At 61.2% G+C, this 24,345-nt stretch carries 22 protein-coding genes; 18 read left to right on the forward strand and 4 right to left on the reverse strand.

The window, feature by feature from the left end:
• The first annotated feature begins 6 nt into the window (after positions 1 to 6).
• From GTW23_RS00295 to GTW23_RS00320, 6 genes are all read left to right on the forward strand, one after another.
• The gene (locus tag GTW23_RS00295; RefSeq protein WP_252914179.1) at positions 7 to 1,182 is read left to right on the forward strand and encodes an aminotransferase; all 1,176 of its coding nucleotides are present in this window, start codon (positions 7 to 9) and stop codon (positions 1,180 to 1,182) included.
• Between the two features lie 401 nt (positions 1,183 to 1,583).
• The gene (locus GTW23_RS00300; protein ID WP_252914180.1) at positions 1,584 to 4,082 is read left to right on the forward strand and encodes a TonB-dependent receptor; all 2,499 of its coding nucleotides are present in this window, start codon (positions 1,584 to 1,586) and stop codon (positions 4,080 to 4,082) included.
• Between the two features lie 64 nt (positions 4,083 to 4,146).
• Positions 4,147 to 4,830: a Fe2+-dependent dioxygenase gene (locus tag GTW23_RS00305; protein ID WP_152010492.1), complete on the forward strand. Its 684-nt coding sequence runs from the start codon at positions 4,147 to 4,149 to the stop codon at positions 4,828 to 4,830.
• Between the two features lie 44 nt (positions 4,831 to 4,874).
• Complete coding sequence (gene exbB / locus GTW23_RS00310; protein WP_382265836.1) at positions 4,875 to 5,720, forward strand: tonB-system energizer ExbB; 846 nt, start codon at positions 4,875 to 4,877, stop codon at positions 5,718 to 5,720.
• Between the two features lie 5 nt (positions 5,721 to 5,725).
• Positions 5,726 to 6,202 (forward strand): TonB system transport protein ExbD, encoded by a 477-nt coding sequence (exbD, locus tag GTW23_RS00315; RefSeq protein WP_252914182.1) that lies wholly within the window; start codon positions 5,726 to 5,728, stop codon positions 6,200 to 6,202.
• Positions 6,199 to 7,044: an energy transducer TonB gene (locus tag GTW23_RS00320; RefSeq protein WP_252914183.1), complete on the forward strand. Its 846-nt coding sequence runs from the start codon at positions 6,199 to 6,201 to the stop codon at positions 7,042 to 7,044. Before exbD ends, GTW23_RS00320 begins: the two co-directional genes overlap by 4 nt.
• On the opposite strand, the gene GTW23_RS00325 is transcribed toward GTW23_RS00320, so the two are convergent.
• The 3 genes from GTW23_RS00325 to GTW23_RS00335 all read right to left on the reverse strand — a co-directional run bounded on the left by GTW23_RS00325 (position 7,029) and on the right by GTW23_RS00335 (position 9,568).
• Positions 7,029 to 8,126 carry an alpha-hydroxy acid oxidase gene (locus GTW23_RS00325; RefSeq protein ID WP_252914184.1) on the reverse strand — a complete coding sequence of 366 codons (1,098 nt, stop codon included), beginning with the start codon at positions 8,124 to 8,126 and terminating at the stop codon, positions 7,029 to 7,031. The two genes, GTW23_RS00320 and GTW23_RS00325, sit on opposite strands and share 16 nt — an antisense overlap.
• Positions 8,123 to 8,338 carry a hemin uptake protein HemP gene (hemP, locus tag GTW23_RS00330; protein ID WP_425602787.1) on the reverse strand — a complete coding sequence of 72 codons (216 nt, stop codon included), beginning with the start codon at positions 8,336 to 8,338 and terminating at the stop codon, positions 8,123 to 8,125. Before hemP ends, GTW23_RS00325 begins: the two co-directional genes overlap by 4 nt.
• 270 nt (positions 8,339 to 8,608) lie before the next feature.
• The gene (locus tag GTW23_RS00335; protein WP_152010487.1) at positions 8,609 to 9,568 is read right to left on the reverse strand and encodes a LysR family transcriptional regulator; all 960 of its coding nucleotides are present in this window, start codon (positions 9,566 to 9,568) and stop codon (positions 8,609 to 8,611) included.
• 107 nt (positions 9,569 to 9,675) lie between these two features.
• Here GTW23_RS00335 and GTW23_RS00340 point away from each other — a divergent pair, with 107 nt between their 5' ends.
• The 11 genes from GTW23_RS00340 (at position 9,676) to recQ (ending at position 20,935) form a co-directional block, all read left to right on the forward strand.
• Positions 9,676 to 10,542 (forward strand): ABC transporter permease, encoded by an 867-nt coding sequence (locus GTW23_RS00340; RefSeq protein WP_252914185.1) that lies wholly within the window; start codon positions 9,676 to 9,678, stop codon positions 10,540 to 10,542.
• Positions 10,542 to 11,327, forward strand: coding sequence for an ABC transporter permease (locus GTW23_RS00345; protein ID WP_252914186.1), 786 nt, complete (start codon positions 10,542 to 10,544; stop codon positions 11,325 to 11,327). Before GTW23_RS00340 ends, GTW23_RS00345 begins: the two co-directional genes overlap by 1 nt.
• A gap of 37 nt (positions 11,328 to 11,364) precedes the next feature.
• A complete protein-coding gene (locus tag GTW23_RS00350) occupies positions 11,365 to 12,510 on the forward strand; it encodes an extracellular solute-binding protein (protein WP_252914187.1) in 1,146 nt (381 codons plus the stop codon).
• 65 nt (positions 12,511 to 12,575) lie between these two features.
• Positions 12,576 to 13,664, forward strand: a complete 1,089-nt coding sequence (locus GTW23_RS00355; protein WP_252914188.1) for an ABC transporter ATP-binding protein — start codon at positions 12,576 to 12,578, stop codon at positions 13,662 to 13,664.
• Positions 13,661 to 15,007 carry an aminotransferase family protein gene (locus tag GTW23_RS00360; protein WP_252914189.1) on the forward strand — a complete coding sequence of 449 codons (1,347 nt, stop codon included), beginning with the start codon at positions 13,661 to 13,663 and terminating at the stop codon, positions 15,005 to 15,007. Before GTW23_RS00355 ends, GTW23_RS00360 begins: the two co-directional genes overlap by 4 nt.
• Before the next feature lie 11 nt (positions 15,008 to 15,018).
• On the forward strand, positions 15,019 to 15,945 hold the full coding sequence (gene kce / locus GTW23_RS00365; RefSeq protein ID WP_252914190.1) for a 3,5-dioxohexanoate:acetyl-CoA acetone transferase: 927 nt from the start codon (positions 15,019 to 15,021) through the stop codon (positions 15,943 to 15,945).
• Positions 15,946 to 15,947: 2 nt separating this feature from the next.
• Positions 15,948 to 16,433, forward strand: a complete 486-nt coding sequence (locus tag GTW23_RS00370) for a GNAT family N-acetyltransferase (RefSeq protein ID WP_152010481.1) — start codon at positions 15,948 to 15,950, stop codon at positions 16,431 to 16,433.
• Entirely contained in the window at positions 16,430 to 17,452 is a 1,023-nt protein-coding gene (locus tag GTW23_RS00375) for a histone deacetylase family protein (protein ID WP_252914191.1), read from the forward strand. The genes GTW23_RS00370 and GTW23_RS00375 overlap by 4 nt, the downstream gene beginning before the upstream one ends.
• Positions 17,449 to 18,567: an NAD(P)/FAD-dependent oxidoreductase gene (locus GTW23_RS00380; protein ID WP_252914192.1), complete on the forward strand. Its 1,119-nt coding sequence runs from the start codon at positions 17,449 to 17,451 to the stop codon at positions 18,565 to 18,567. Before GTW23_RS00375 ends, GTW23_RS00380 begins: the two co-directional genes overlap by 4 nt.
• A 4-nt stretch (positions 18,568 to 18,571) precedes the next feature.
• On the forward strand, positions 18,572 to 18,919 hold the full coding sequence (locus tag GTW23_RS00385; RefSeq protein WP_152010478.1) for a RidA family protein: 348 nt from the start codon (positions 18,572 to 18,574) through the stop codon (positions 18,917 to 18,919).
• Positions 18,920 to 19,072: 153 nt separating this feature from the next.
• The gene (gene recQ, locus GTW23_RS00390) at positions 19,073 to 20,935 is read left to right on the forward strand and encodes a DNA helicase RecQ (RefSeq protein WP_252914193.1); all 1,863 of its coding nucleotides are present in this window, start codon (positions 19,073 to 19,075) and stop codon (positions 20,933 to 20,935) included.
• Between the two features lie 64 nt (positions 20,936 to 20,999).
• On the opposite strand, the gene GTW23_RS00395 is transcribed toward recQ, so the two are convergent.
• A complete protein-coding gene (locus GTW23_RS00395; RefSeq protein WP_252914194.1) occupies positions 21,000 to 21,896 on the reverse strand; it encodes a hydrogen peroxide-inducible genes activator in 897 nt (298 codons plus the stop codon).
• Positions 21,897 to 22,158: 262 nt separating this feature from the next.
• Here GTW23_RS00395 and katG point away from each other — a divergent pair, with 262 nt between their 5' ends.
• Complete coding sequence (katG, locus tag GTW23_RS00400; RefSeq protein ID WP_252914195.1) at positions 22,159 to 24,330, forward strand: catalase/peroxidase HPI; 2,172 nt, start codon at positions 22,159 to 22,161, stop codon at positions 24,328 to 24,330.
• The last annotated feature ends 15 nt before the right edge of the window (positions 24,331 to 24,345 follow it).

The raw sequence follows: 24,345 nt of genomic DNA on the forward strand, positions 1-24,345 counted from the left end.
CCTGCCATGCCTAGTCCCCGCATCAATCCGCTTGTTGCAACACTGTCTGCTCCGCCGATCCCCGAGGTTCAGGCCTGGAAGAAGGCCTATGATGGCAGCCTGGGTCCGCTGATCGACCTGTCTCAGGCGGTGCCCGGCTACCCGCCGCATGCCGATATGTTGCGCTGGCTCGGCGAGGCCGCCGGTTCGGTGGCCTTGGCCGGATATGGAGATATCGAGGGCGAGCCAGACTTGCGTGCGGCCTACGCATCCTGGGTGAGTAATGTCTATGCGGCCGAGATCGGTCCTGCAAACATCCACATCACCTCGGGCTGCAACCAGGCCTTCATGGCGGCGATGATGGCTATTGCCGGGCCAGGCGACGCGGTGCTGCTGACCAATCCCTGTTACTTCAATCACGAGACGACGCTGGCGATGAGCGGGGTCGAGGTGCGGTATGTCACTTGCGATGCCGAGAACGGATTCCTGCCCGAACCTGCAGCCGTCGAGGCGATGATCTCCAGCGGGGTTCGGGCGCTGGCGGTGGTCACGCCGAACAATCCGACGGGGGCGACCTATCCGGACGGGCTGCTGCAGGCGTTGTTCGGTCTCTGCCGGGAGCATGGCATATGGATGATTGTCGACGAGACCTATCGCGACTTCCTGCCGCTCGATCTCGGCAGGCCCCACGGGCTCTTTGCGTCGCCCGGCTGGGAGGACAATCTGGTCGGGCTCTACAGCTTTTCCAAATCCTTCTGCATTCCCGGCCACCGGGTGGGCGCCATCACGGCGGGAGAAGCGGTTGTCGAACAGATTGCAAAGGTGATGGACAATCTGCAGATCTGCGCGCCGCGTCCGCCTCAGGCGGCACTGGCCCGAGCCATTCCCGCACTCGGCGACTGGCGCAGGGCAAACACGCTGGAGATATCTGCGCGGGCTTCAGCCTTGCGTGATGTAGTGACGGGGGTCGAAGGCTGGGACATTGCGGCGATTGGCGCCTATTTCGCCTTCGTCCGGCACCCCTTTCACAACCTGAGCAGCCATGAAGCCGCCCACAGGCTTGCGCGCGATGCCGGGGTCATCACCATTCCCGGATCCTTCTTCGGCCAGGGGCTCGAACGCTATCTGCGGGTGGCCTTTGCCAATGCGGACGTTTCCACAATCGGCGGGCTGGGTGGCCGTTTTGCATCCTGCAGCGGTTGATGCGGACGTATTGCCGTCCGTTTTGCAGGCATTGGAGGTGTTCTTGCTGACGCGCAAGGACGCGATCCTGCTTCCGTGACCTGTCGCTGATTTGCCACATCGCTGCGGCGCGTTGGGTGTCGGCAGCTTTTTCGAGCAGATGTCCGTTTTGTGTTTTCCCATAAAAAACAAAAACTTAAAAATCTCTGCTGGGGTTGTACAGCTGGCGCGGCATGTCGATTTCTACCCATTAGCGGCTTTTCGCGTCTTTACTTGACTGATTTGGTCAACTATTGAGTCGCTCATTGTAGCCCGCCAACCATCCCCTTTCGCGGATCGTGAGCCAGCCAACTCGTTACTCCTTGCGGCATTTCCGTGCGGGAGGCTCACCGATCTTTGTACATTTTTTAGGGGGATGGGACATGACAGTCTCGCTCAGGGGCGTGCCGGTTTCCGGGAATCGCAAAACTTCACACTCGCAGATCTCCGACATGCTCAGCGCCACGGTGGCAGCAGCCTGCTTCGTGGCCGTGGGAACACATCCGGGACTCGCTCAGGACGGTGATGCGATCGTTCTTCCGACGGTCGAAGTGGAAACGACGCAGCAACAGGACCCCGCTGCTGCGGCAGCGGCTGCAGACCAGCAATCGGCGGCCGCAAGCCAGCGCGCAGCGCAACGGGCTGCGGCCGCAAGGGCCCAGCGCCAGGCTGAAGCCGCGGCCGCTCGCGCAGCGGCGCTCGAGGAAGCCAACCAGCGCGCGGAAGCCGAAGCCAGGGCTGCTGCCGAAGCGGCGGCAAAGGCCAAGGAAATCGCACGCGGCAACCCCTATGCCGATCCGGATGCCCCTTTCAAGAGCGACCGGCTTGCCAATTCCCGTCTGCCAGGGGCCATCGCCGACACGCCGCGCACCGTCACCGCGATCGGCAAGGAAGTGCTGGAGGCCACAGGCATGACCTCGGTCCGTGAGATCGCACGCACCACCCCGGGCATCTCGCTGGGTTTCGGCGAGGGCGGCAACTCCTACGGCGACAACATCTATATTCGTGGCTTCAAGGCCAACAACGACCTTTATGTCGACGGGGTGCGCGATTCCGGGATCAGCGTCCATGAAACCTTCAACACTGAACAGATCGAGGTGATCAAGGGGCCGGCAGGGACGATTGGCGGACGCGGCACCACCGGCGGCGCTCTCGACATCGTCAGCAAGAAGGCCAAGGACGTGTCGTTCTTCGAGGCTTCCACAACCGTGACCAGTGCGAAGACGAAGCGCGCAACGGTCGATTACAACCATGCCTTCAACGAACAGGTTCAGCTTCGCCTCAACGGGCTGGTGCAGGATGGCAAGGTCGCCGGGCGTGACAATGTCAATGATGACCGCCGCGGCCTCGCCGCTGCCGTGACCATCAAGCCGATCGATCTGTTCACGATCGAGGCGGACATTGCGCACACGGTGATCAAGCAGACGCCGGACTGGGGTGTTCCCTACCTGTCAAACAATGGCGGGCCGGTGACCGAGTACGGCGTTGACCGTTCGACCTTCTACGGCGTGGTCGGCCGCGACTACCAGGACGTGACCCAGACTGTCGGAACCATCAGGACGATCCTCGAATTCTCCGACAGCGCGAAACTGACCAACACCGCGCGCTACTCCCGCTCGATCAATGATTATGTACTGACAGCTCCGAGCAGCCTGATCACCAACAACTCGACCGACATCAACGACTGGCAGGTGTCTCTGAGCTTCAAGAGCCGCTACCAGGAGACCGATGTATTCTCCGATGTTCTGGAACTGACCGGCGAAACCTCGCTGGGCGGGCTCTCGCACACCTACGTGGCGGGTCTGAGCTACAGCGACGAGAAGGTGAACACCTACTCCTACCAGAACCTGCAGAGCGAAGATTACCGGCCTCCGGCAGGGCAGCGCGGCTGCACGGTCAGCGCGGTCAATCCTGATCCGATCGCCCAGGGCTGCTGGTCGGGCGAAGCGCCGGTTCGTGGAACCGCCGCCACCACGACACGGGTGCGCTCGACCTCACTCTATGCCCTCGACACCGTCGAGCTCAACGACCACTGGCTGGTCAATGGCGGCGTTCGCGTCGATTTTTACGACAACAAACGCAGTTCCGGCACCACCGACCTTGAGCGCAAGGACACCTTGTTCAACTGGAATGCCGGCGTGACCTACAAGCCGTGGGAGCACACGAGCTTTTACGCGGCGATTGCGAGTTCATCGAACCCGTCCGGACAGGAAATTGCTGCCGGCGGCAGTTTCTACGGCGGTCTTGATGATGGCGGCGTGTTGCTGGCTCCGGAACGCAACATGTCCTACGAGGCAGGCGTCAAGTACGAGTACAATGACGATCTGCTGCTGACGGCCGCGGTGTTCCAGACGGTGAAATCCAGCGCACGCGAGGATTATGATCCTGACGGTCGTGGCGGACCTGCGCCGACCCAGTACCTGGATACCCTCAAATACAGCATGACCGGCGTGGAGCTTGGCGTGTCGGGCAACCTGACCGACCGGATCAGCCTGTTCGGTGGGGCCGTCCTGATGGACAGCAAGATCCTGGAAAGCAAGACGACTGCGGATATTGGCAAGGATATTGCCAATATCGCGCATCATCAGTTCAGCCTTCTGGGTACCTATGCGTACAATGAGAAGCTGACCCTGGGCGCGCGCGTGACCTATGCCGGCGGGCGCAAGCTCGGCAGCGTGGCGGCCAACGGCAACACGCTGCCGGACTATACCACGCTTGATCTGCTGGCGACCTACAAGTTCTCTGAAAACGCCGAGCTGCAGTTAAACGTCACCAATGTGGCGGACACCACCTACTATGACTCCGGTTACCGTTCCGGTTCGCCCTTCACCTATGTGGCGCCTGGCCGCGAGTTCTCGTTCAACCTGAAAGCCAAGTTCTAGGGCTTGCTGAAAAACCAGCGTTCCGGGCGGTCATCGTCCGGAACGCTCATGATGGGATAGCCAGATGCTGATCACAATTCCCGATCTCCTGAGCAAGGATGAAGTGCGTCATTTCCGGGAGGTGCTCGACAAGTCCGAATGGGAAGCCGGTTCCAAGACCGCCGGAGTGCAATCGGAAAGCGTCAAGCGAAACCAGCAGATGCCGGTCGGAAGCGATGCTGCGCTCAAGCTCGGGCAGTACCTGCTGCAGAAACTGTCCGCCAATCCGGTCTTTCTGTCCGCGGCGCTGCCGCTCAGAATCCTGCCGCCGATGTTCAACCGCTACGAGACCGACGAAACTTTCGGTGTGCATGTCGACAATGCCATCCGGCTCAATCACCTGACGCAGGAACGTCTGAGAACCGATCTTTCGATGACGGTGTTCCTCAGCGAACCGGATGAGTATGACGGCGGCGAACTCATCGTTGAAGATCATTACGGCGCCCAGGAGGTCAAGCTCGAAGCCGGGCACATGGTGCTCTATCCCTCGACCAGCCTTCACCAGGTGGTGCCGGTGACCCGCGGAGCGCGTGTTGCGTCCTTCTTCTGGCTGCAAAGCATGATCCGGTCGGATGCGCACCGCACCATGCTGTTCGATCTCGACCAGACCATACAATCGCTCGCCGTGCGCCTGGGTACGGGGGACAGCGAAGTGGTTCGGCTGACCGGGATCTATCACAACCTCATCCGTACCTGGGCAGAGACTTGATCATGAAGACGAAGCTGATCCAAATAGGCATTCCGGGTATTCTCATGGTGCTGGCGGGCAGTGCCCTTGCTCAGGACGCGGTTCAGTCCGCGGCGCCCGGAGGCTGGCTCGAAGGCGTTGCTGCAGGGCTGAACGCCTGGCTTCATGAGGCGGGAGAAGACGAGCTGAGCGCCATGGGGATGTTCATGGCGGCCGACTGGGTGGTCAAGGCGGTGATGATCTCGCTGGCCTTTGCCTCGGTGCTGACCTGGTTGATCTTCTTCGCCAAGACCGCTGACCTGTTGTGGCAGCGATCCAGGTTGAAGCACGGCTTTCGGCGCATGGATGCCCACGCGACGCTGGCCGGTTCCACGTCGATCTTCAAACACAGCAAGGGTGTCGTCGGACGGATGGTGGACGCGGCCGTGCGTGAGCGCGACCGCAGTGTCTCCGCAAGCCTCGACAAAACCGGCATCAAGGAGCGCGTGGCCTCGGAACTGACGCGGATAGAGGCTGGTGCTGCCAGAAGCATGATGTCGGGCACCGGCATCCTCGCCAATATTGGCTCGACAGCGCCTTTCGTCGGATTGTTCGGGACTGTGTGGGGCATCATGAACAGCTTCATTTCAATCTCCGAGAGCAACACCACCAACCTTGCCGTAGTGGCTCCCGGGATCGCGGAAGCCTTGCTCGCCACGGCGATCGGTCTGGTGGCGGCGATCCCCGCGGTGATCTTCTACAACCTGATTGCGCGCGGCCTGGGCGGCTACAAGGTGATGCTCGCCGATGCGGCGGCGCTGGTCGAGCGGACGCTGTCGCGCGATCTCGATCTTGCCGAGCAAGCCACCAGGGGTGTGGCGGCGACCCCCGCCGTGGTCCCGACGTCAGATCTTGCCGAGGCTGCGGAGTAGGCGCCATGGCGGGCAAGATCAGCGACGACGACGAACTTTCGGAAAACCACGACATCAACATCACGCCGTTTATCGACGTGATGCTCGTGCTGCTGATCATCTTCATGGTCGCGGCGCCGCTTTCGACGGTGGACATTCCCGTCGAGCTTCCCGTTGCCGTGGCGGAGCCTCCGCAGCGCCCGCTGAAGCCGGTGTTCATCACGATTGCAGAGGATCTTTCGCTGTCGGTCGGCGAAACCGAAACCACATTCGAGCGGCTTTACATCGATGTCGGCATTGCCACTCTGCAGAAGCGTGACACCAGGCTTTACATCCGGGCTGACAAATCTGTGCCCTATGGCGAGTTCATCCGCGTGATGAACATTCTCAGGGCCGACGGGTTCTTGAAGATCGGACTGGTGGGACTGGATGAAAGTGCGGTCGGGCCGGACCAGCAGAGCCCGGCCGGCGGCAGCGGAACGGGAGCAGGGCTGAAGCCATGAGCCTGGTCTATCAGCGGGGTGCATCGGGCGTCTGGTTCTGGGCTTGTGCCGCGGTCGTGAGTGCCGGTCTTCACGGTGGCCTGTCTTATCTGGCATTGCAGGATCCGCCTGTCGAGGTGGCTGAACAGCAGGTTGATGCCGGTATCACCGGTGCCATCATGTTCGATCTGTCGGACCTGATCGCCGCGCCGGCGGACATGGCTGAAGACAGCGCCGAAGCGGCGGAATCGGCTGAGGCCCCGACCATTGCCGAAAGCCCCGAAGTGGTCGATCCGGCGAAAGCCGCGGATGAACCAATCCTGAGCCAGATTCCCTACGAGGTCGAGGACGAAAGCCTGAAGTTCGGGGTCGCCAGCCCGGATCCGGTCGAGGAGACGGAAGATCTGGCGCACGAAATCGCCACGGAATACAGGCCGGAAGATGTCGACCAGGCCAGCACCACCGGTGCGCAGGAGAGCGACGCGGCCGATGCATCGGTTGCGGCCGTTGCCACCGAGGAGACCGCGGACACCAGCAAGGCAACCGGTGAGGGGCTGACAGCGGAAGAAAAGGAAGCGGTGCGCGAGTGGCAGCGCGATATCGTGCTCAGGATCTCCAAGGTCCGGAAATATCCGCCGCAGGCGCGCAAGGAACGGATCGAAGGGGAGGTTCGGGTGCGCTTCACGCTCGACCAATACGGTGCGATCCTGTCTTCGGAGATAGAAACCTCGTCAGGTTCGTGGGTTCTAGATGAAGCGGCCCTTGCGGTGTTCGACGAGATCGGCAAGCTGCCGACCCCGCCAAGATACCTTGAGGGCGAGCGTTTCACGCTGTTGGCGCCGATACGCTATTCGTTCCGGTAGATAATGTCCGGCGTGATCTGGTCGAGAGACGCGCAGCCGGTCAGCATCATCGCGATTTCAAGCTCATCGCGGAGCAGGCGCAGCACATGGCTGACTCCTGCGGCTCCGGCGACTGTCAAGCCGGCGACTGGCAGCCGTCCGGCAAGTGCCGCCGTAGCGCCAAGCGCCAGCGCCTTGAGAACATCGGTGCCACGCCTGATGCCGCCATCCATAAGTACCGGAACCGCGCCGTCGACCGCTTTTGCGACCGCCGGCAGCAACCGGATAGTGGCCGGCATGGTGTCGAGTGTCCGGCCACCGTGATTGGAAACGATGATGGCGCCGGCGCCTGCGTCGATTGCCTGCCTTGCATCCGCCGGGTGAACGACGCCTTTCACGATCACCGGCAGGGGGGATTTTCGGCACAGCCATTCAACCTCGGACCAGCGGGGCGTGATGTGGGCAACACGGTCGAAGAGGATCGATTCCGATGGTGCCAACGGGGCGAACTGGGCAGCCGGCATGTCTGCCAGATTGACGGCCGCAATGTCCGGCGGCAGCTGGAAACCGGTTCGGGCCTCGTTGTCCCGCGCGCCTTGGACCGGCGCATCGACGGTCAGAACGATCGCGGCAAAACCCAGATCGGCGACGCGCTGGACCAATGCCCGGTTGGCATCGCGGGACGGGCCCCAGTAGAGCTGGAACCAGTTGCAGCCTGGGCTGGCGGCCCGCACCACTGCCGCATCGATACTGCTCTGGCTGCTCAGCACCATGGCTGCGTCCTGTGCCGCTGCGCCCATGGCCATGGCGGCTTCACCGTCGGGATGAACCAGTTTCTGGTAGGCGACCGGAGCCACGAGGATCGGGTGAGACAGCGATTCTCCGAGCAGGGTCAGTCTTGTCGATCCGCCCCGCAGATCACGCAGCACGCGCGGAAGCAACTCCAGCTCGGAGAAAGCCTTCTGGTTGGCTGCAAGTGTTTGCTGGTCAGCAGCGCCGCCGAAGAAATAGGCCGACCGGTCGGCGCTCAATAGTGCCCGTGCCCGGCTTTCATAATCCCGCAATGTCGGTTGCAGGTCGGCCGCCGGGTGTTTCGCGCTCATTTGTTGAGAATCAGCTTGCCCTGGCGGGTAATCCGCAAACGATACATTGCCCCTTCGTGAGAGATAGTGATCTCGCGCCGGTCCTGAAACAGGGTGCTGGACGGTATGATGGCGGCCAAGGGGCTGGTCTGTGACGCCGGGGCGAGGGCGGCCCGTGGCGGCGACGCTGTCGAGCCGCTGGACAAGGACATCTGGCTTTGGAGGTTACGCATGAAAATACCCGGACACTCGCTGCGGTTCCACCTGCAGCTGAAATGGCAGGGGAGGCTGGTTGTTAATATATGACAAATTCACTCATATTTATTTTCGATGACCTTGTCCAGCGTCAATGCCTTGCCGCACTTCAACAGGTCGAGGTGAACTGCCGAAAGCAGTTTGGCAGTTTGGCAGTTTGGCAGTTTGGCAGTTTGACAGTTTGACAGCCCCCTCTTGCTCGCACTGGTGACCTTCATCCTTTATGGACGGGCCGCGGGCTTGATCGCTCAGTCGTAGATGCGTTGTTCCATAGGTGTCCGCGCAATCAGGTCGATCAGTCCGGCCAGCATGGCGGCCTCTGCGCGGTTTGGCTTTGCATGGGGGTTCCAGACCACATGCACATCGATGGCGGGCGGAGACTCGTAGGGCGGCAAACGCCAAAGCCTGCCCCGCTCGACATCCTCGCGCACCACATGCAGCGGCAGTGGGCCAATGCCGAGCCCGGCGATGATCATGCGGCGTACCTCCTCGAGATTGGGCGAGGTGCCAACGATGCGCGCATCAAGCTGTGCCTCGGCCCGCATCTCGGCTACCGGACGCAGCGCGTCGCCCATCTGGTCGGTGACGAAACTGACCGAGGAGTGACCGGCGAGATCGGCCATCGTCACGGCCTCGCGCCCGTAAAGCGGATGGGCGGGGCCGCAAAAGAGCCCGAAATACTCCCTGAACAGGCGCCGGTATTCGAGTTGCGGGCTGCGCTCCATCACAAGGCAGATGGCAAAGGAAGCGCGGCGGGCGGCAACGGCACTGAGCGCGCTGCGGCTTGCCATGGCTTCAATGGACAGCGTCGCGCGGGGGTGGTCGGTGTGAAACCTGTTCAGAGCGGCGTCGAGCAACGGGCTGACCACATGACTAGCCATGACAATGCGGACATGGCCGCTGACTTCATCCTCTACATCCCGGATGACCGTGCCCAGACGGAGGATGGCACCCTGAATGTCGATCGCCTCATCATAGAGCAATTGCCCGGCGGCCGTGAGTTCGAACCGGCCCGGCTTGCGGTTGATCAATCGCTTGCCAAGCCGTTCTTCCAGCCGCTTGAGGGCACTTGAGACTGTGGGCTGCTTCAGGCTGAGGCGTTCTGCGGCTTCGGTGACCGAGCGGGAATCGGCCAGCACCAGGAATGTGCGAAGCAGATTCCAGTCGAGTTCACGGGCGAGACGTTCGGGCGGTGTGAGGCTGCTCATTTCATTATTGATATCATCTATGCAGGCAATATCAATTATCTATTTGATCAATGTAGTTGAAGCGAACATCATGGTTCCAACGAAAAACGCCGGGGAGCGTTGGGAACATGAGCATCGAACAACGTGAAGCGCGGCAGCCATGGATTCTGCTGACGCCTGCACTGACAGCAATCGTCCTGCTGCTGATCGTTCCGCTCATGTTCATCATCGTCTATTCGTTCTGGCTCAAGAGCGCCGCCGGTGCCGACACACCGGGTTTTTTCCTTGACAACTGGCAGGAAGCGCTGACCGACCCGTTTTACCGGGACATCCTGCTCAACACCTTGAAGATCGCCGCAGTGACCACGGTGGCCTGCGCTTTGCTCGGCTACCCGGCCGCCTACTTCATCGCCCGTTCGAAGGGCAACCGGCTGGTGCTGCTGGTGCTCCTGATGCTGCCATTCTGGATCAGCTACATCATCCGCACGATGAGCTGGATCAATATTCTTGGCGTTTCAGGAGCGCTCAATTCGGCGATGATCTGGATCGGGGTCATCGATGAGCCGATCCAGATGCTGTACAACGAGACCACCGTGATCCTCGGTCTTGTGCATTTTCTGCTGCCGTTCATGGTTCTCAACATCTTTGTCAGTCTCGAGGGTATCGACACCAATCTTGAGGACGCCGCCAATTCGCTCGGGGCGACGCGCTGGCAGGGTTTCCTGCAAGTGACGCTGCCGCTGTCGCTGCCTGGACTGGCGGCGGGCGGACTGCTCTGCTTCGTGCTTGCCGCCGGCACGTACATCACGCCGGTCATTCTCGGCGGGCCGCGCGATGCGATGTTTGCCAATCTCGTCTACGAGGCGATTATCAGGCAGCTCAACTGGCCTCTCGGATCGGCCCTGTCGCTGATGCTTCTGGTTGTCCTTGGCGTTCTGGTGCTGATCTACAACCGCTATCTCGGCATGGCACAACTGGCGAAGGGGCTGGGCTGATGGGTTGGCGTCTGATCCGCATCTACACAATCCTGGTCTATATGTTCATGTTCCTGCCGATTGCGGTGGTGGTGCTGTTGTCATTCAACGCCAACCAGTTCGGCAGCTTCCCGATGACGGGGCTGTCGACCCACTGGTTCGAGGTGTTGTGGGAAAATGACGCCATCATGCGGGCCTTCCGGACCTCGATCGTGCTTGGCCTGATGACCGCGGTGATTTCCACCGTCCTCGGTGTGCTCGCCAGCCTGGCGCTGGTCCGCTACAAGGTCCCGGGCCGCAACCTGATCACCACAATGCTGATCGCGCCGATCCTTGTACCAGAGGTGGTACTTGCGGTGGCCCTGCTTTTGTTCCTGAATTTTCTCGACATCGGCAAGAGCTTCACGCTTCTGCTTCTGGGGCACGTGATCTTCACGCTGCCTTTCGTCATTCTGGTGGTCCAGGCCCGTCTGGTCAGCATCAAGCGCGATGTGGAAGAGGCGGCGCTGAGCCTCGGAGCTTCGCCGCGGCAAACCTTCTTCGCGATCACGCTTCCTCTGCTGATGCCTGCGGTGGCCGCAGGCGGCCTTTTCGCCTTCACCATCAGCTTCGACGACATTACCGGAACGTTGTTCTGGAAGCCGGGCGGGATTGAAACCGTTCCGACGCAGATCTTTTCGATGCTGCGCAATTCGATCTCTCCGGAGATCAACGCTCTTGGCACGGTCATGATCGTGCTGACGGTCGGGCTGCCGCTGATCGGCGCGGCGATCGCCCGGACACTTGCAACAAGAAGCGGTGGGTAAACCGCCAAGAAAACCTGAACCAGAGATGGAGAACAAGATGGACGATACAAAACGCTATGAACGACTGCGCGAGCGGTTCCAGAACGGTGATATCAGCCGCCGCAATTTCTTTGGCCTCCTCGGCGCCGCGGGCGCTGCCTACGGTCTGCAGATGCCGTTTGCCAGGCAGGCGTTCGCGCAGAGCGACGTGTCCCAGGTCCGCTTTGACGGCTGGGGCGGCGTTGTCTCGGAAGCGTTCCGCAAATTTGCTTTCGATCCCTACACCGAGAAGACCGGCATCACCGTGGTTGACGGCACCTTCCCCGGCGGCGACGAGTATCTCGCACTCGTGCGCGCCAGCCAGCCCGGCGAATACAACATCGCCCACCTTTCCGGTGTGTTCGATTATGCCCGCTACGCGAGTTTCGATCTGACCAGCGAACTCAATGTTGCCAATATTCCGAACATGGCAAATGTCATGCCGGCACTGATGGATGCCTTCAAGTCGATCACGCCCGACAGCCTGAGTGCGGCGCCATACGATTATGGCACAACCGGCCTCGCATATAACCGCAAGTTCATCTTCGACGAGGAAATGAAGGAGAAGGGCGCCAAGATTCTCATCGACGAGAAGTACAAGGGCAAGATCGGCGGCTGGGGCGATTGGCGCACCCGGATGTGGTACGCAGCATTGCAGACCGGACAGGATCCGAACAACATTCAGGACACGGAAGCTGCCTGGGAAGCCGTGCGCAAGCACCGCGATCTGGCGCTCAAATACTGGGCCTCCGGGGCCGAACTGATGAGCCTGCTTGCCGAGGAAGAAATCCACGTTACCGAGGGCTGGTCAGGCCGGATCTTCGCGCTGCAGGAGCAGGGCCACGATATCGGTTACTACGATCCGCCGAACGGCTTTGGCTGGCAGGAGTGCCTGTTCGTTCTCCGCGGCAGCCCGATGTCGGCTTGCGAAGAACTGCTCAACTTCATGCTCGACAAGGAGACCTCGATCGCGGTGGCCGAAGGTCAGAATTATCCGCCCGCGCTCGACCCGACCAAGGTCGACCTCGGCGACAAGATTCCGACACTACCCGCCTTCGATCCGACCGGCACCCTGTCGGGCCTCACCTTCGCCAATCCGGCTTACTGGAACGGCAACGAGGCAGAGTGGTCGAAGGAATTCGGCCGCGTCCAGCGCGGATACTAAGCCAGCAACCGGTCCCGCCGTCGTGGCGGGGCCGGTCCCCCCTGCAAACCCGGAGGCATGATGTCGTGAGCGCCGTATCCCTGAGCAATATCGTCAAGCGCTTTGGCGACTATACAGCCGTCCACCAGATGTCACTCGACATCGAAGAGGGCAGCTTCGTCACGCTGCTTGGTCCCTCGGGCTGCGGCAAGACAACAACCTTGCGAATGATCGCCGGCCTACTAGACCCGAGCGAAGGCGAAATCGCGATCAAGGGCAAGCGAGTCAATGACGTGCCGATCCACAAGCGCAATCTCGGTCTGGTGTTTCAGAACTATGCGCTGTTTCCACACAAGACCGTTGCCGACAACGTGGCCTTCGGCCTCAACTACCGCAATGTCGGCAAGGAGGAAGCCAGGCGGAAGGTGGCGGAAGCCCTGGAACTGGTCCAACTGCCCGATCTCGGCGCGCGCTATCCAAAGGAACTCTCCGGCGGTCAGCAGCAGCGCATTGCACTGGCACGCGCGATCGTCATCGAGCCGGACGTGCTGCTGCTGGACGAGCCGCTCTCGGCACTGGACGCCAATCTTCGCGAGGACATGCGCGTCGAACTCAAGCGGATCCAGCAAAGCATCGGGGTGACCACGGTCTTCGTGACCCACGATCAGACAGAGGCGCTGGCGATGTCGGACCAGATAATTGTCATGTCGGAGGGACGGGTCGAGCAGATCGGGGCGCCCGAAGAGGTCTACAATACCCCGGCAACAGAGTTTGTGGCCCAGTTTCTCGGAGCGTCCAACCTGCTTTCAGCCAAGTGTACGGCAGTTGAAGGCGGGGAGATCGAGTTGGATCTTCCGAGCTTCCCCCGCATTGTGATCCCCGGGGAACGCGCCCCTGGGGTTGCCGGAACGGGCCCGGTCCGGCTCGTCATCCGTGCCGAGAAACTGCATCTGCACCCTGCCGGCTCGACAGCCGAGGGCATGCTGAACGTTGACGCAATTGTCGAGAATGTCGATTATCAGGGCCAGTCGGCGCGCTACTTTCTGCGGGTCGGCGATCATCAGATGCAGGCGATCAACATGATCGAAGATCACCCGTTCGCGGCCGGCGCGAAGGTGGCCTTGCGGTTTCGTGCGAAAGACTGTGCTGCCTTGCCGGTGGAGACCAATCCGTGAAATCAGAAAGCAACCTGTTTTACCAGAGCCGTTCCCGACGGCCGGTGCTGGCCGAAGCGCGTGGCATTTACATGTGGGATGTCGACGGCAAACGCTATCTCGACGGCTCGTCCGGCGCCATGGTCAGCAATATCGGTCATTCCAATCCGCGTGTCATCGACGCGATGCGGCGGCAGATGGAGAAGTCGACCTTCGGTTACCGGCTGCATTTCGAGACCGAACCAAGCGAGCGGCTTGCGGCCAAGGTCGCTTCGCTGTCGCCTGAGGGCATGGAAAAGGTCTTCTTCGTCTCCGGTGGATCGGAAGCCGTTGAGAGCGCCATCAAGCTGGCAAGGCAATATGCCGTGACGGTGGGCCAGGGATCGCGCTGGAAAGTGATCTCGCGGTTTCCCAGCTATCATGGCTCGACGCTGGGCGCGCTGGCGCTGACAGGATATGCGCCGCTGTCGGACCCATTCGCGCCGATGATGCAGGCAATGCCGAAGATCCCGGCTCCGCGCGCCTATCTTGACGGGATTGCGATGGATGATCCGGCGACCGGCCAGCATTATGCGGCCATGCTGGAGGCCTGCATCCTTGAAGAGGGTCCCGAGACCGTCCTCGCCTTTATCCAGGAGCCGATCGGAGGTGCCTCGACCGGTGCGCTGGTGCCGCCGGCCGGGTACATGCAGGCGGTGCGCGAGATATGCGACCGGTACGGCATCTTGCTGATCCATGATGAAGTCATGTCCGGCGGCGGCCGGACCGGCAAGTTCATGGGTGGCGAGCATTTCGGGGTTGCTCCGGACATCATCGCTATTTCCAAGGGGTTCGGTGCCGGCTATGCGCCGCTTGGCGCCATGATTGCCAGCGACCGGCTGATCAACCCGGTGCTCGATGCCGGCGGGTTCCTGCACGGTCATACCTATGCCGGAAACCCGCTCGCCTGTGCTGCCGGACTGGCGGTGCTCGAGGAAATTGAAACCGACGATCTCATGGGCAATGCAGCACGGGTGGGTGCGGTGCTCAAGTCGCGGCTGCAAAACCTGATGCAGCGTTACTCCTTCATCGGGGATGTGCGCGGCGAAGGGCTGCTGCTGGCCTTCGAGCTGGTGTCCGACCGCCAGACCATGCAGCCCCTGCCAAAAGCGCTCAATGCCTATTCCGAGCTTGTTGAACTGGCCTATGCCGAAGGGCTGATCATCTATTCACGGCGGACGCGCGGTGGCGTCGATGGCGATCATTTTCTGGTCTGTCCGCCGATGATCACCTCGGTGGACCAGGTCGACGAGATCATCGACATGCTGACTTCTGCACTCGACAAGTTTTCCGCCAAAGCGGGGCTTGCCGCCGAGATGGCCTGACGGGAGACAGCATGTCGAAGATCATCATATCCTGCGCCGTCACCGGCTCGATTCATACACCCTCGATGTCACCCTATCTGCCAGTGACAGCAGAGGCGATCGCCGAACAGGCGATCGGCGCGGCAAAAGCTGGGGCGGCGATACTGCACCTGCATGCGCGCGATCCCAGCAATGGCCGCCCGTCGGCTAGCGTCGAACACTACATGGGGTTTTTGCCAACCATCAAGACTGGGACCGATGCGGTGGTGAACCTGACGACTGGCGGCAGTGCGGTGATGACGCTTGAGCAACGCCTTGCCGGGCCATTGGCGGCGGAGCCCGAGATGTGTTCTCTCAATATGGGGACGATGAACTTCGCGCTCTATCCGATGCTCGGCAAGCGCACCGAATGGCTGCATGACTGGGAGGAGCCGTTCCTGCGGGACTCCGACGACCTGGTCTTCAAGAACACACCGAGGGATATCGCAAGCGTGCTGCGGCTTCTGGGGCAGGATCGCGGCGCCCGGTTCGAGTTCGAGTGCTACGATCTGGGCCATCTGCAGATGCTGCACCATTTCGTCGAGCGCGGCATGATCAAGGCGCCTATCTTCATCCAGTTCGTCATGGGCGTGCTCGGCGGCGTCAGCGCCGAACCGGAGCACCTGGCCCATCTCAAGCAGACCGCGGACAATCTGTTCGGTGACAGCTACATGTTCTCGGTTCTTGCGGCCGGCCGCCAGCAGATGGCGATGGCCAGGCTCGGAGCGTCGATGGGTGGTCACGTCCGTGTCGGATTGGAAGACAATCTCTATATCGCACGAGGCAGGCTGGCCCAGTCCAATGCCGAGCAGGTGGAGATGGTGCGTGAAATCGTTGAAGGCATCGGCAGGGAAGTGGCAACGCCCGATGAAGCCCGTGCCATGCTCGAGTTGAAAGGCCGGGACAAGGTTGGGTTTTGAGCATGGATGACATCATCATCAGGCGGGCGATTGCTTCGGATGCGGTGGACCTGAACCGCGCGCTTGGCCAATTGTCTGCCGACATGGGTGACCAGCACCGGGCCGGTGATGGCGACATCGCACGTTTTTGCTTTGGGCCTGCGCCCGTCTTCCACGCGCTGCTGGCCGTGGCTCAGGACGGTACCGTTGTCGGGGCTGTGGCCTATTCACCGTTTTTCTCCACCGTCTATGGAGGCGTCGGCGTTTACGTTTCGGATCTCTGGGTGGACGCACAAACCCGCGGCAAAAGGCTCGGGCAGCGATTGCTGGCAGCGGTCCGCGCCGAAGGCATCAGGATGTGGGATGCGCAATTGATGCGGCTGAATGTCTATCACGACAATCCGAAGGCTTTGGCCTTCTATGAACGCATCGGCTTCGTCCCCGTTTCCGACACGCAGTATCTGACGCTGTCCGGCGAAGCACTCGAATCCCTGGGAGAGCAGGCATGAAGGCGGTATTTGACGAGCGTCAACGGGCGCATGATCCGAAACACTTCATGGCCAATGGCAGGCTTTCGGCCAATCCGGAACAGCCGCAGCGTATCGAGGAGTTGAGCCGTGGCGCTCGTGCTGCAGGCTGTGACCTCATTGCGCCAACAGATCATGGTCTCGGCCCGGTCGCTGAAATCCATTCGCCTGAATACCTGACCTTTCTCGAGACCATTCACGCCCGCTGGATCCGGACCGAGGGCGCTTCCGACGAGGTGATCCCCAACATCCATCCCGATCGCCGGACTGTTAGCTATCCCAAGTCCGCCACCGGACAGTCCGGCTTTCACCAGGCCGACACATCCTGCCCGATTGCGGCAGGCACCTGGCAGTCTGCCTACTGGTCGGCGCAGTCGGCGCTGACTGCGACTGATATCGTATTGGCTGGAGAGAGCGCGGCCTATGCGCTGTGCCGTCCTCCCGGTCACCATGCGTACGGAGATCTCGCCGGCGGGTTCTGTTTTCTCAACAATTCGGCGATTGCGGCGCAGGCCCTTTTGCGCGCCGGGCGTCGTCCGGCGATCCTTGATGTCGATGTGCATCACGGCAATGGGACGCAGGGCATCTTCTATCATCGCCGCGATGTGCTGACCGTCTCGATCCATGCCGATCCGGCACGGTTCTACCCGTTCTTCTGGGGGCATGCGCAGGAGCGCGGCGAGGGAGAGGGAATGGGGTACAATCTCAATCTGCCGCTGCCACGCGGCACCGGCGATGCCGACTATCTCGCAACGCTCTACCCGGCGCTGTCACGGATACGCTCGTTCGGGGCAGACGTGCTGGTCGTGGCGCTTGGTCTTGATGCACACGAAAACGATCCGTTCCACGGCTTCAAGGTGACCACTCCGGGCTTTGCAAAGATCGCCGGGGCGATTGCAGGGATGGACCTGCCAACGGTGATCGTGCAGGAAGGCGGTTATCTGTCTTCCGATCTGGGCGACAATCTGACCAGCTTTCTCAAAGGGTATGAAGCAGGATGAGCGCAGGTTCCGACATTCTGGTGATTGGCGGCGGTATTGCCGGCATCAGCGCGGCTGCACGGCTGGCGCCCGATGCCAGCGTCACCGTGCTCGAAACCGAGCCGATGATCGGGCACCATTCCTCCGGACGCTCGGCTGCGATCTTCATTCGCAATTACGGCAATGCCACGTTGCGGGCGCTCAACGCCGCATCGTCGCCGTTCCTGGCAGATCCCCAAGGTGTATGTGACACAAGCCTGCTGTCTCCCCGCGGTGAATTGCTGTTGGCGACCGAAGCGGATCTTTCCAAATTTGATGACTATCTTGATGGCAGCGATGGGCTTGAACGGCTCTCACCGGCCCAGGCGCTCGAACTGGTGCCGATCCTGCGGGAAGACGCAATCGCTGCAGCGGCGATTGAATGGGACGCCCAGGACATTGACGTCGATCGGATGCTGCAGGGATTTGCCCGCAGACTCCGTGCGCATGGGGGCCGGATCGTCACGGGTGCGTCCGTGCAGTCGATTTCCCGTCAGGAAAGTGGCTGGACGGTTGTAACACCAGCTGGGAACTTTAGTGCGCCGATCGTGATCAATGCCGCGGGTGGCTGGGCCGATGCGGTTGCCGCCATGGCCGGTGTGCGTACCCTGGGTCTGGCACCGCTGCGCCGTTCAGCGGTGCTGATTCCTGCGCCGGATGGCCATGACATCACCCGATGGCCGCTGTTCGCCAATGCAGGTGATCAGTGGTACGCCAAGCCCGAAGCGGGCAAGCTGATGATCTCGCCTGCGGACGAGGATCCGGTCGAGCCACATGATGTCTGGGCGGAAGACATGGTGATTGCCGAGGGGCTTGATCGTTACGGGCAGGCTGTGACCACGCCGATCACCAGAGTTGAACACAGCTGGGCCGGAATGCGCACATTCGCGCCGGACAGGACGCCGGTGGTCGGCTTTGCAGCAGATGCTGAGGGGTTCTTCTGGCTTGCGGGTCAGGGCGGCTATGGTATGCAGACGGCGCCGGCGCTGTCGCAACTGGCTGCGGATCTGTGCCTTGGCAGGCTGTCGCCGCTGGGGCCGTCCGTACTCGATGCACTTAGCCCCGCGCGGGCGGCACTCAATCTTCAAAAGGGATAGAAAAATGAGCGATATCAAACGTTTCGAAACCGGCCCGCGCATGAGCCAGGCTGTCGTCCATGGCGGCGTGGCTTACCTGGCCGGTCAGGTCGGCACCGCCGGGGCCAGTGTTGCCGACCAGACCAAGGACATTCTTGCCAGTATCGACCGGCTGCTGGAATCGGTGGGTTCGGACAAGAGCAAGATCCTGCAGACCACGATCTGGCTGGCCTCGATGGATGACTTTGCGGAAATGAACGCTGTCTGGGATGCATGGGTTTCTCCGGGCAACGCACCGGCACGTGCAACCGGGGAAGCGAAGCTCGCGACACCGGACTACAAGGTCGAGATCATCTGCATCGCCGCGGTCTGAGCCAGGTACTCGGGGATCAAATCGTAAAGCACGCCGCGTATCGATTGGGATGCGCGGCGTTTTCATGCTTGGAATTGTGGGCAGAACGGGGAAGTGCTCGCGGCGGCAGGGCGATCTGTGCCATAGTCGGGGTCTTCCCGAGAAAGCGATTCCATGCAGCAATCCCACGACCGCGCCGATCCCCCTTATACCGATGACAGGCTCGAAGAGCCGCTTGCAGTACTGAACCGGGTTTACGGATACAACGCGTTCCGCGGACGGCAGTCCGAGGTCGTCGAGCAGGTGGTCTCGGGTGGCGATGCGGTGGTGCTGTTTCCAACCGGCGCCGGAAAGTCGCTGTGCTTCCAGATCCCGGCGATGTGCCGGGATGGGGTGGGAATTGTCGTTTCGCCGTTGATTGCGCTGATGCGCGACCAGGTGGAGGCGCTGAGGCAGCTGGGCGTGCGTGCGGCCGCGCTCAATTCCTCGCTGACGCGAGAGGAGTTCCTGGATGTCCGCGCGGCGATTGACCGGGGCGAGCTCGATCTTCTCTATGTCACGCCGGAGCGGATCGTCACGCCGGGTTTCAGGGAGATGATCGGCAATGCGAAGATTGCCTTGTTCGCCATAGATGAAGCGCATTGTGTTTCGCAGTGGGGGCATGATTTCAGGCCGGAATACCGTGAGCTCGGGCATCTTGGGGAAGCTTATCCGGGTGTGCCACGCATGGCGCTGACGGCGACGGCAGACCCGCATACCCGTGATGACATCATCAACAAATTGGCGCTTGGCTCGGCGGAAGTCTTCACGACATCGTTCGACCGGCCCAACATTGCTTACGAGATTGTCGAGCGCGACCAGCCGCGCCAGCAGCTTTTGCGTTTCCTGTCACGGCACAAGGGTTCGAGCGGCATCGTCTATTGCCTTTCGCGTGCGAAAGTCGAGGACACGGCGGAATGGCTCAACAAGCAGGGTATCCGCGCGCTCGCCTACCACGCGGGCATGGCGCGCGAGGTTCGCGACGCCAACCAGGATGCCTTCCTCAAGGAAGAAGATCTTTGTCTGGTCGCCACCGTCGCCTTCGGAATGGGGATCGACAAACCCAATGTGCGCTATGTCGCCCATCTTGACCTGCCGGGATCGGTTGAGGCTTACTACCAGGAGACCGGTCGGGCCGGGCGCGACGGTCTGCCGTCGGATGTCTGGATGGCCTACGGCATGGCCGATGTCATCCAGCGAGGACGGATGATCGATGGCGGCGCATCGGGCGACGACATAAAGCGGGTTGAACGGGCCAAGCTCAATGCGCTGCTGGCCATCTGCGAAACCGCAGGCTGCCGGCGGCAGGCCATCCTTGCCCATTTCGGCGAAACACATCCGGGCAATTGCGGAAGCTGCGACACTTGTCTCAAGCCGGTCGAGACCTGGGACGGCACCGATGCGGCGATCAAGGCACTGGCGGCAGTCTACAGGACCGGCGAGCGTTTTGGCACCGGGCACCTGATCGACGTGCTGATGGGCAACGAGAACGAGAAAACCAGCCGTTTCGGCCATGTCGACATGCCCGTCTTCGGGGCCGGAAAGGATATTGCCGCCAAGACCTGGCAATCGGTCTACCGGCAGCTTCTTGCCGCCGGCCTGGTCAGTGTCGACCACGAGGCCTTCGGTGCGCTGAAACTCGAACCGGAGGCGCGTGCGGTGTTCAAGCGCGAGCGAGAGGTCCGCTTCCGCAAGGACCGGCCGACCAAGGGAAAAGCGCCGCGAGGCAGTTCGTCACGCTCAATGGCGGCGAAATCGGCGCTTGAGGACGAAGCGGATATTGAACTGTTCGAGGCACTGCGCGCCGCCCGCATGACGATTGCCAAGGAACTGGGGGTGCCTCCCTATGTGGTCTTCCCCGATACGACCCTGGTGGGATTTGCCACCAGCCGGCCTCTCGACCGGGAAGCCATGCTCGGTATTTCCGGCGTTGGACAATCGAAGCTCGAGCGGTACGGGGATGCGTTCCTGCAAGTCATCCTGGCGCATCAGAGATAGCACAAGGGTCTTCGCCACAGGCCGCAGCGATCGACATGCTTGCTGAAGCTTTCGCTCTTCGGGCTTAGGTTCGGGCGCTCGTGGTTTTGCGGACGACTTCGGAGATCTGTCCGAGTTGTTTGGCCAGCGGGCTGGTCTTGCGCCAGATCATGCCGATGGTTCGCGAGGGTTGCGGGTTTCTGAAATGAGCGATCGAGACCGGTGCGGAGCGGGTTTCCACCGCGATGGCCATTTCCGGAATGAGCGTCACGCCAAGGCCGGCGCCAACCATCTGGACCAGCGTGGCAAGCGAACTGGCATCAAGCATTTCGCGAGGCCGGGACGATTGAATGTTGCAGAAAGAAAGCGCCTGGTCGCGAAAGCAGTGGCCTTCCTCGAGCAGCAGAAGTTTCATCTCGCGCATGTCCTCGTGCCCGGGAACCGGTTTGTCCTGGTCGGCAACAGGCCGCACCAGCACGAAATTCTCTTCAAACAGCGCAACCTCCGTCAGTGACGGTTCGGAGACCGGCAAGGCGACGATGGCTGCGTCGAGCCGGCCGTCAGCAAGTTCGCGGACAAGGATCGGGGTCAGCGATTCACGGATCTGGATATCGATGCTGCTGTTGGATGCCGTCAGGTCGGTGATGATCTCCGGCAGCAGGTAGGGCGCAATGGTTGGTATCACGCCAATGCGAAGACGCCCGACCAAATGATCACGTGACGCCCTTGCCAGTTCCCCCAGTTCGTCGACCGATCGGAGGATGCCGCGGACGCGGTCGGCAAACTCCTCTCCGAAATTCGTCAGTCTGACCTGGCGAGCGCCGCGCTCGAACAATTCGGTTCCCAGAGATTCCTCCAGTTCCCTGATCTGCACGGACAAGGCCGGCTGGGAAATCGCGCAAGCCTGCGCCGCGCGTCCGAAATGGCCGTGGAGCGCCAGCGCCTCGAAATACCGCAACTGCTTGAGGGTCAGGTTTCTCATAGTTTCAAATTATCAGAGTGATGAATTAAAACAACTTAATCCAATGGCGTATGTTTGCTATATGTCAATGTGAGGAGATGAGGAGAGGGTAGGATTCACACTGCTTCTTGTCTCGGCAACCAATAACGCCCAAGCCAAGCGTTGTTTCGTCAGGCAGCAATCCAGACGGATCGGGCCTTGGGCGAGAGTTGTCAAACCCAGACATTTCAAGGCCTTCATCAAAAGATGAAGCAGTCAACACAGGTAGGATCGGAGACATATAATGAACGCCATAGACAAAGTGAGTAAATGTCCCGTCATGCATGGCGGCAACACTCTTTCGGGTAGCGGTGTCGTCAGCTGGTGGCCAAAATCACTCAATCTCGAAATTCTTCACCAGCATGACACCAAGACAAACCCGCTTGGCAAGCACTTTGACTATCGCGATGAACTGAAGAAGCTCGATATTGAAGCTCTGAAGAAGGACATGCATTCGCTGCTGACCGACAGTCAGGACTGGTGGCCTGCGGACTATGGACACTATGGCGGCCTGATGATTCGCCTGGCCTGGCATTCGGCAGGATCCTACCGTCTGGCGGACGGGCGTGGCGGCGGCGGCGGCGGCAATATCCGTTTCGCGCCGCTCAACTCCTGGCCGGACAATGGCAACCTCGACAAGGCGCGCCGCCTGCTCTGGCCGCTCAAGAAAAAATACGGCAATGCCGTCTCCTGGGCTGATCTTATCCTGCTCGCCGGCACGATCGCCTATGAAAACATGGGCCTGAAGACCTTCGGTTTCGGCTTCGGGCGCGAGGACATCTGGCATCCGGAAATCGACACCTACTGGGGCGCCGAGAAGGAATGGCTGGCGCCGTCCGACAACCGCTACGAGGATGTCGGCAAGCCGGACACGATGGAAAACCCGCTCGCTGCCGTGCAGATGGGCCTGATCTACGTCAACCCGGAAGGCGTGAACGGTCAGTCCGATCCGCTGAAGACCGCCGGGCAGGTGCGCGAGACCTTCGCCCGCATGGCCATGGATGACGAGGAAACCGCCGCCCTGACCGCCGGTGGTCACACAGTCGGCAAGACCCACGGCAACGGCGATGCCGGTGCTCTTGGCGTTGAACCCGAGGCTGCGGAAGTCGAAAACATGGGATTCGGCTGGATCAACCCGAACCTGGGCGGCAAGGCATCCAACGCCATCACCTCGGGCCTCGAGGGGGCATGGACCACAAACCCGACCGTATTCGACATGGGCTATTTCGAGCTGCTGTTCGGCTACGAGTGGGAACTCACCAAGAGCCCGGCCGGTGCCAACCAGTGGCAGCCCATCGGCATCAAGGAAGAGCACATGCCTGTGGATGCGACCGATCCGTCGATCCGTCGCATGCCGATCATGACTGACGCCGACATGGCCATGAAGATGGACCCGACCTACAACGCGATCTGCCAGAAGTTCATGGCTGAGCCCGACTATTTCAGGGACACTTTCGCCCGCGCCTGGTTCAAGCTGACCCACCGCGACATGGGTCCCAAGGTCCGCTACGTCGGCCCGGACGTTCCGGAAGAAGAGCTGATCTGGATGGATCCGGTTCCGGCCGGCCCAAACAACTATGATGTCGGTGCCATCAAGTCGAAGATCGCGGCGTCCGGCCTCAGCGTTGCCGAGCTGGTTTCGACCGCCTGGGACAGCGCCCGCACCTATCGCGGCTCCGACATGCGCGGCGGCGCCAACGGCGCACGCATCCGTCTCGCGCCGCAGAAGGACTGGGAAGGCAATGAGCCAGCCCGGCTCGCCAAGGTTCTCGGTGTGCTCGAACCCATCGCAGCCGAATACGGCGCCAGCGTCGCCGACGTGATCGTGCTTGCAGGCAATGTGGGTGTCGAGAAGGCGGCGAAGGCCGCCGGCCATGATGTCTCCGTTCCCTTCACGCCGGGCCGTGGCGATGCCACCGACGAGATGACTGATGCGGCATCCTTCGACGTGCTTGAACCGCTCGCTGACGGCTATCGCAACTGGCAGAAGGAGGACTATGTCGTCAGCCCGGAAGAGATGATGCTCGACCGCACCCAGCTGATGGGCCTGACGGCTCCCGAAATGACGGTTCTGATCGGCGGCATGCGCGCGCTCGGCGCTAATCACGCCGGCACCAAGCATGGCGTCTTTACAGACCGCGAAGGCGCGCTGACGACCGACTTCTTCGTCAACCTGACAGATATGGGCTATACCTGGAATCCTGTCGACGGTGGCATATACGAGATCCGCGACCGCAAGACCGGTTCGGTCAAGTGGACGGCGACCAGGGTCGACCTCGTGTTCGGCTCCAACTCGATCCTGCGTGCCTATGCGGAGGTCTATGCCCAGGACGACGCCAAGCAGAAGTTCGTCAGTGACTTCGTGGCGGCCTGGACCAAGGTCATGAACGCCGACCGTTTCGACCTCGCTGCCTGATTTCAGCGTGACATT

This window comes from Parahoeflea alexandrii (assembly GCF_024105735.1).
Taxonomy (GTDB): domain Bacteria; phylum Pseudomonadota; class Alphaproteobacteria; order Rhizobiales; family Rhizobiaceae; genus Hoeflea; species Hoeflea alexandrii.

Bases quoted from the DNA above. Each gene is read 5' to 3' on its own strand.
- GTW23_RS00295 (WP_252914179.1), top strand. From the start codon at position 7: ATGCCTAGTCCCCGCATCAATCCGCTTGTTGCAACACTGTCTGCTCCG.
- GTW23_RS00300 (WP_252914180.1), top strand. From the start codon at position 1,584: ATGACAGTCTCGCTCAGGGGCGTGCCGGTTTCCGGGAATCGCAAAACT.
- GTW23_RS00305 (WP_152010492.1), top strand. From the start codon at position 4,147: ATGCTGATCACAATTCCCGATCTCCTGAGCAAGGATGAAGTGCGTCAT.
- exbB (WP_382265836.1), top strand. From the start codon at position 4,875: ATGGTGCTGGCGGGCAGTGCCCTTGCTCAGGACGCGGTTCAGTCCGCG.
- exbD (WP_252914182.1), top strand. From the start codon at position 5,726: ATGGCGGGCAAGATCAGCGACGACGACGAACTTTCGGAAAACCACGAC.
- GTW23_RS00320 (WP_252914183.1), top strand. From the start codon at position 6,199: ATGAGCCTGGTCTATCAGCGGGGTGCATCGGGCGTCTGGTTCTGGGCT.
- GTW23_RS00325 (WP_252914184.1), bottom strand. From the start codon at position 8,126: ATGAGCGCGAAACACCCGGCGGCCGACCTGCAACCGACATTGCGGGAT.
- hemP (WP_425602787.1), bottom strand. From the start codon at position 8,338: ATGCGTAACCTCCAAAGCCAGATGTCCTTGTCCAGCGGCTCGACAGCG.
- GTW23_RS00335 (WP_152010487.1), bottom strand. From the start codon at position 9,568: ATGAGCAGCCTCACACCGCCCGAACGTCTCGCCCGTGAACTCGACTGG.
- GTW23_RS00340 (WP_252914185.1), top strand. From the start codon at position 9,676: ATGAGCATCGAACAACGTGAAGCGCGGCAGCCATGGATTCTGCTGACG.
- GTW23_RS00345 (WP_252914186.1), top strand. From the start codon at position 10,542: ATGGGTTGGCGTCTGATCCGCATCTACACAATCCTGGTCTATATGTTC.
- GTW23_RS00350 (WP_252914187.1), top strand. From the start codon at position 11,365: ATGGACGATACAAAACGCTATGAACGACTGCGCGAGCGGTTCCAGAAC.
- kce (WP_252914190.1), top strand. From the start codon at position 15,019: ATGTCGAAGATCATCATATCCTGCGCCGTCACCGGCTCGATTCATACA.
- GTW23_RS00370 (WP_152010481.1), top strand. From the start codon at position 15,948: ATGGATGACATCATCATCAGGCGGGCGATTGCTTCGGATGCGGTGGAC.
- GTW23_RS00375 (WP_252914191.1), top strand. From the start codon at position 16,430: ATGAAGGCGGTATTTGACGAGCGTCAACGGGCGCATGATCCGAAACAC.
- GTW23_RS00380 (WP_252914192.1), top strand. From the start codon at position 17,449: ATGAGCGCAGGTTCCGACATTCTGGTGATTGGCGGCGGTATTGCCGGC.
- GTW23_RS00385 (WP_152010478.1), top strand. From the start codon at position 18,572: ATGAGCGATATCAAACGTTTCGAAACCGGCCCGCGCATGAGCCAGGCT.
- recQ (WP_252914193.1), top strand. From the start codon at position 19,073: ATGCAGCAATCCCACGACCGCGCCGATCCCCCTTATACCGATGACAGG.
- GTW23_RS00395 (WP_252914194.1), bottom strand. From the start codon at position 21,896: ATGAGAAACCTGACCCTCAAGCAGTTGCGGTATTTCGAGGCGCTGGCG.
- katG (WP_252914195.1), top strand. From the start codon at position 22,159: ATGAACGCCATAGACAAAGTGAGTAAATGTCCCGTCATGCATGGCGGC.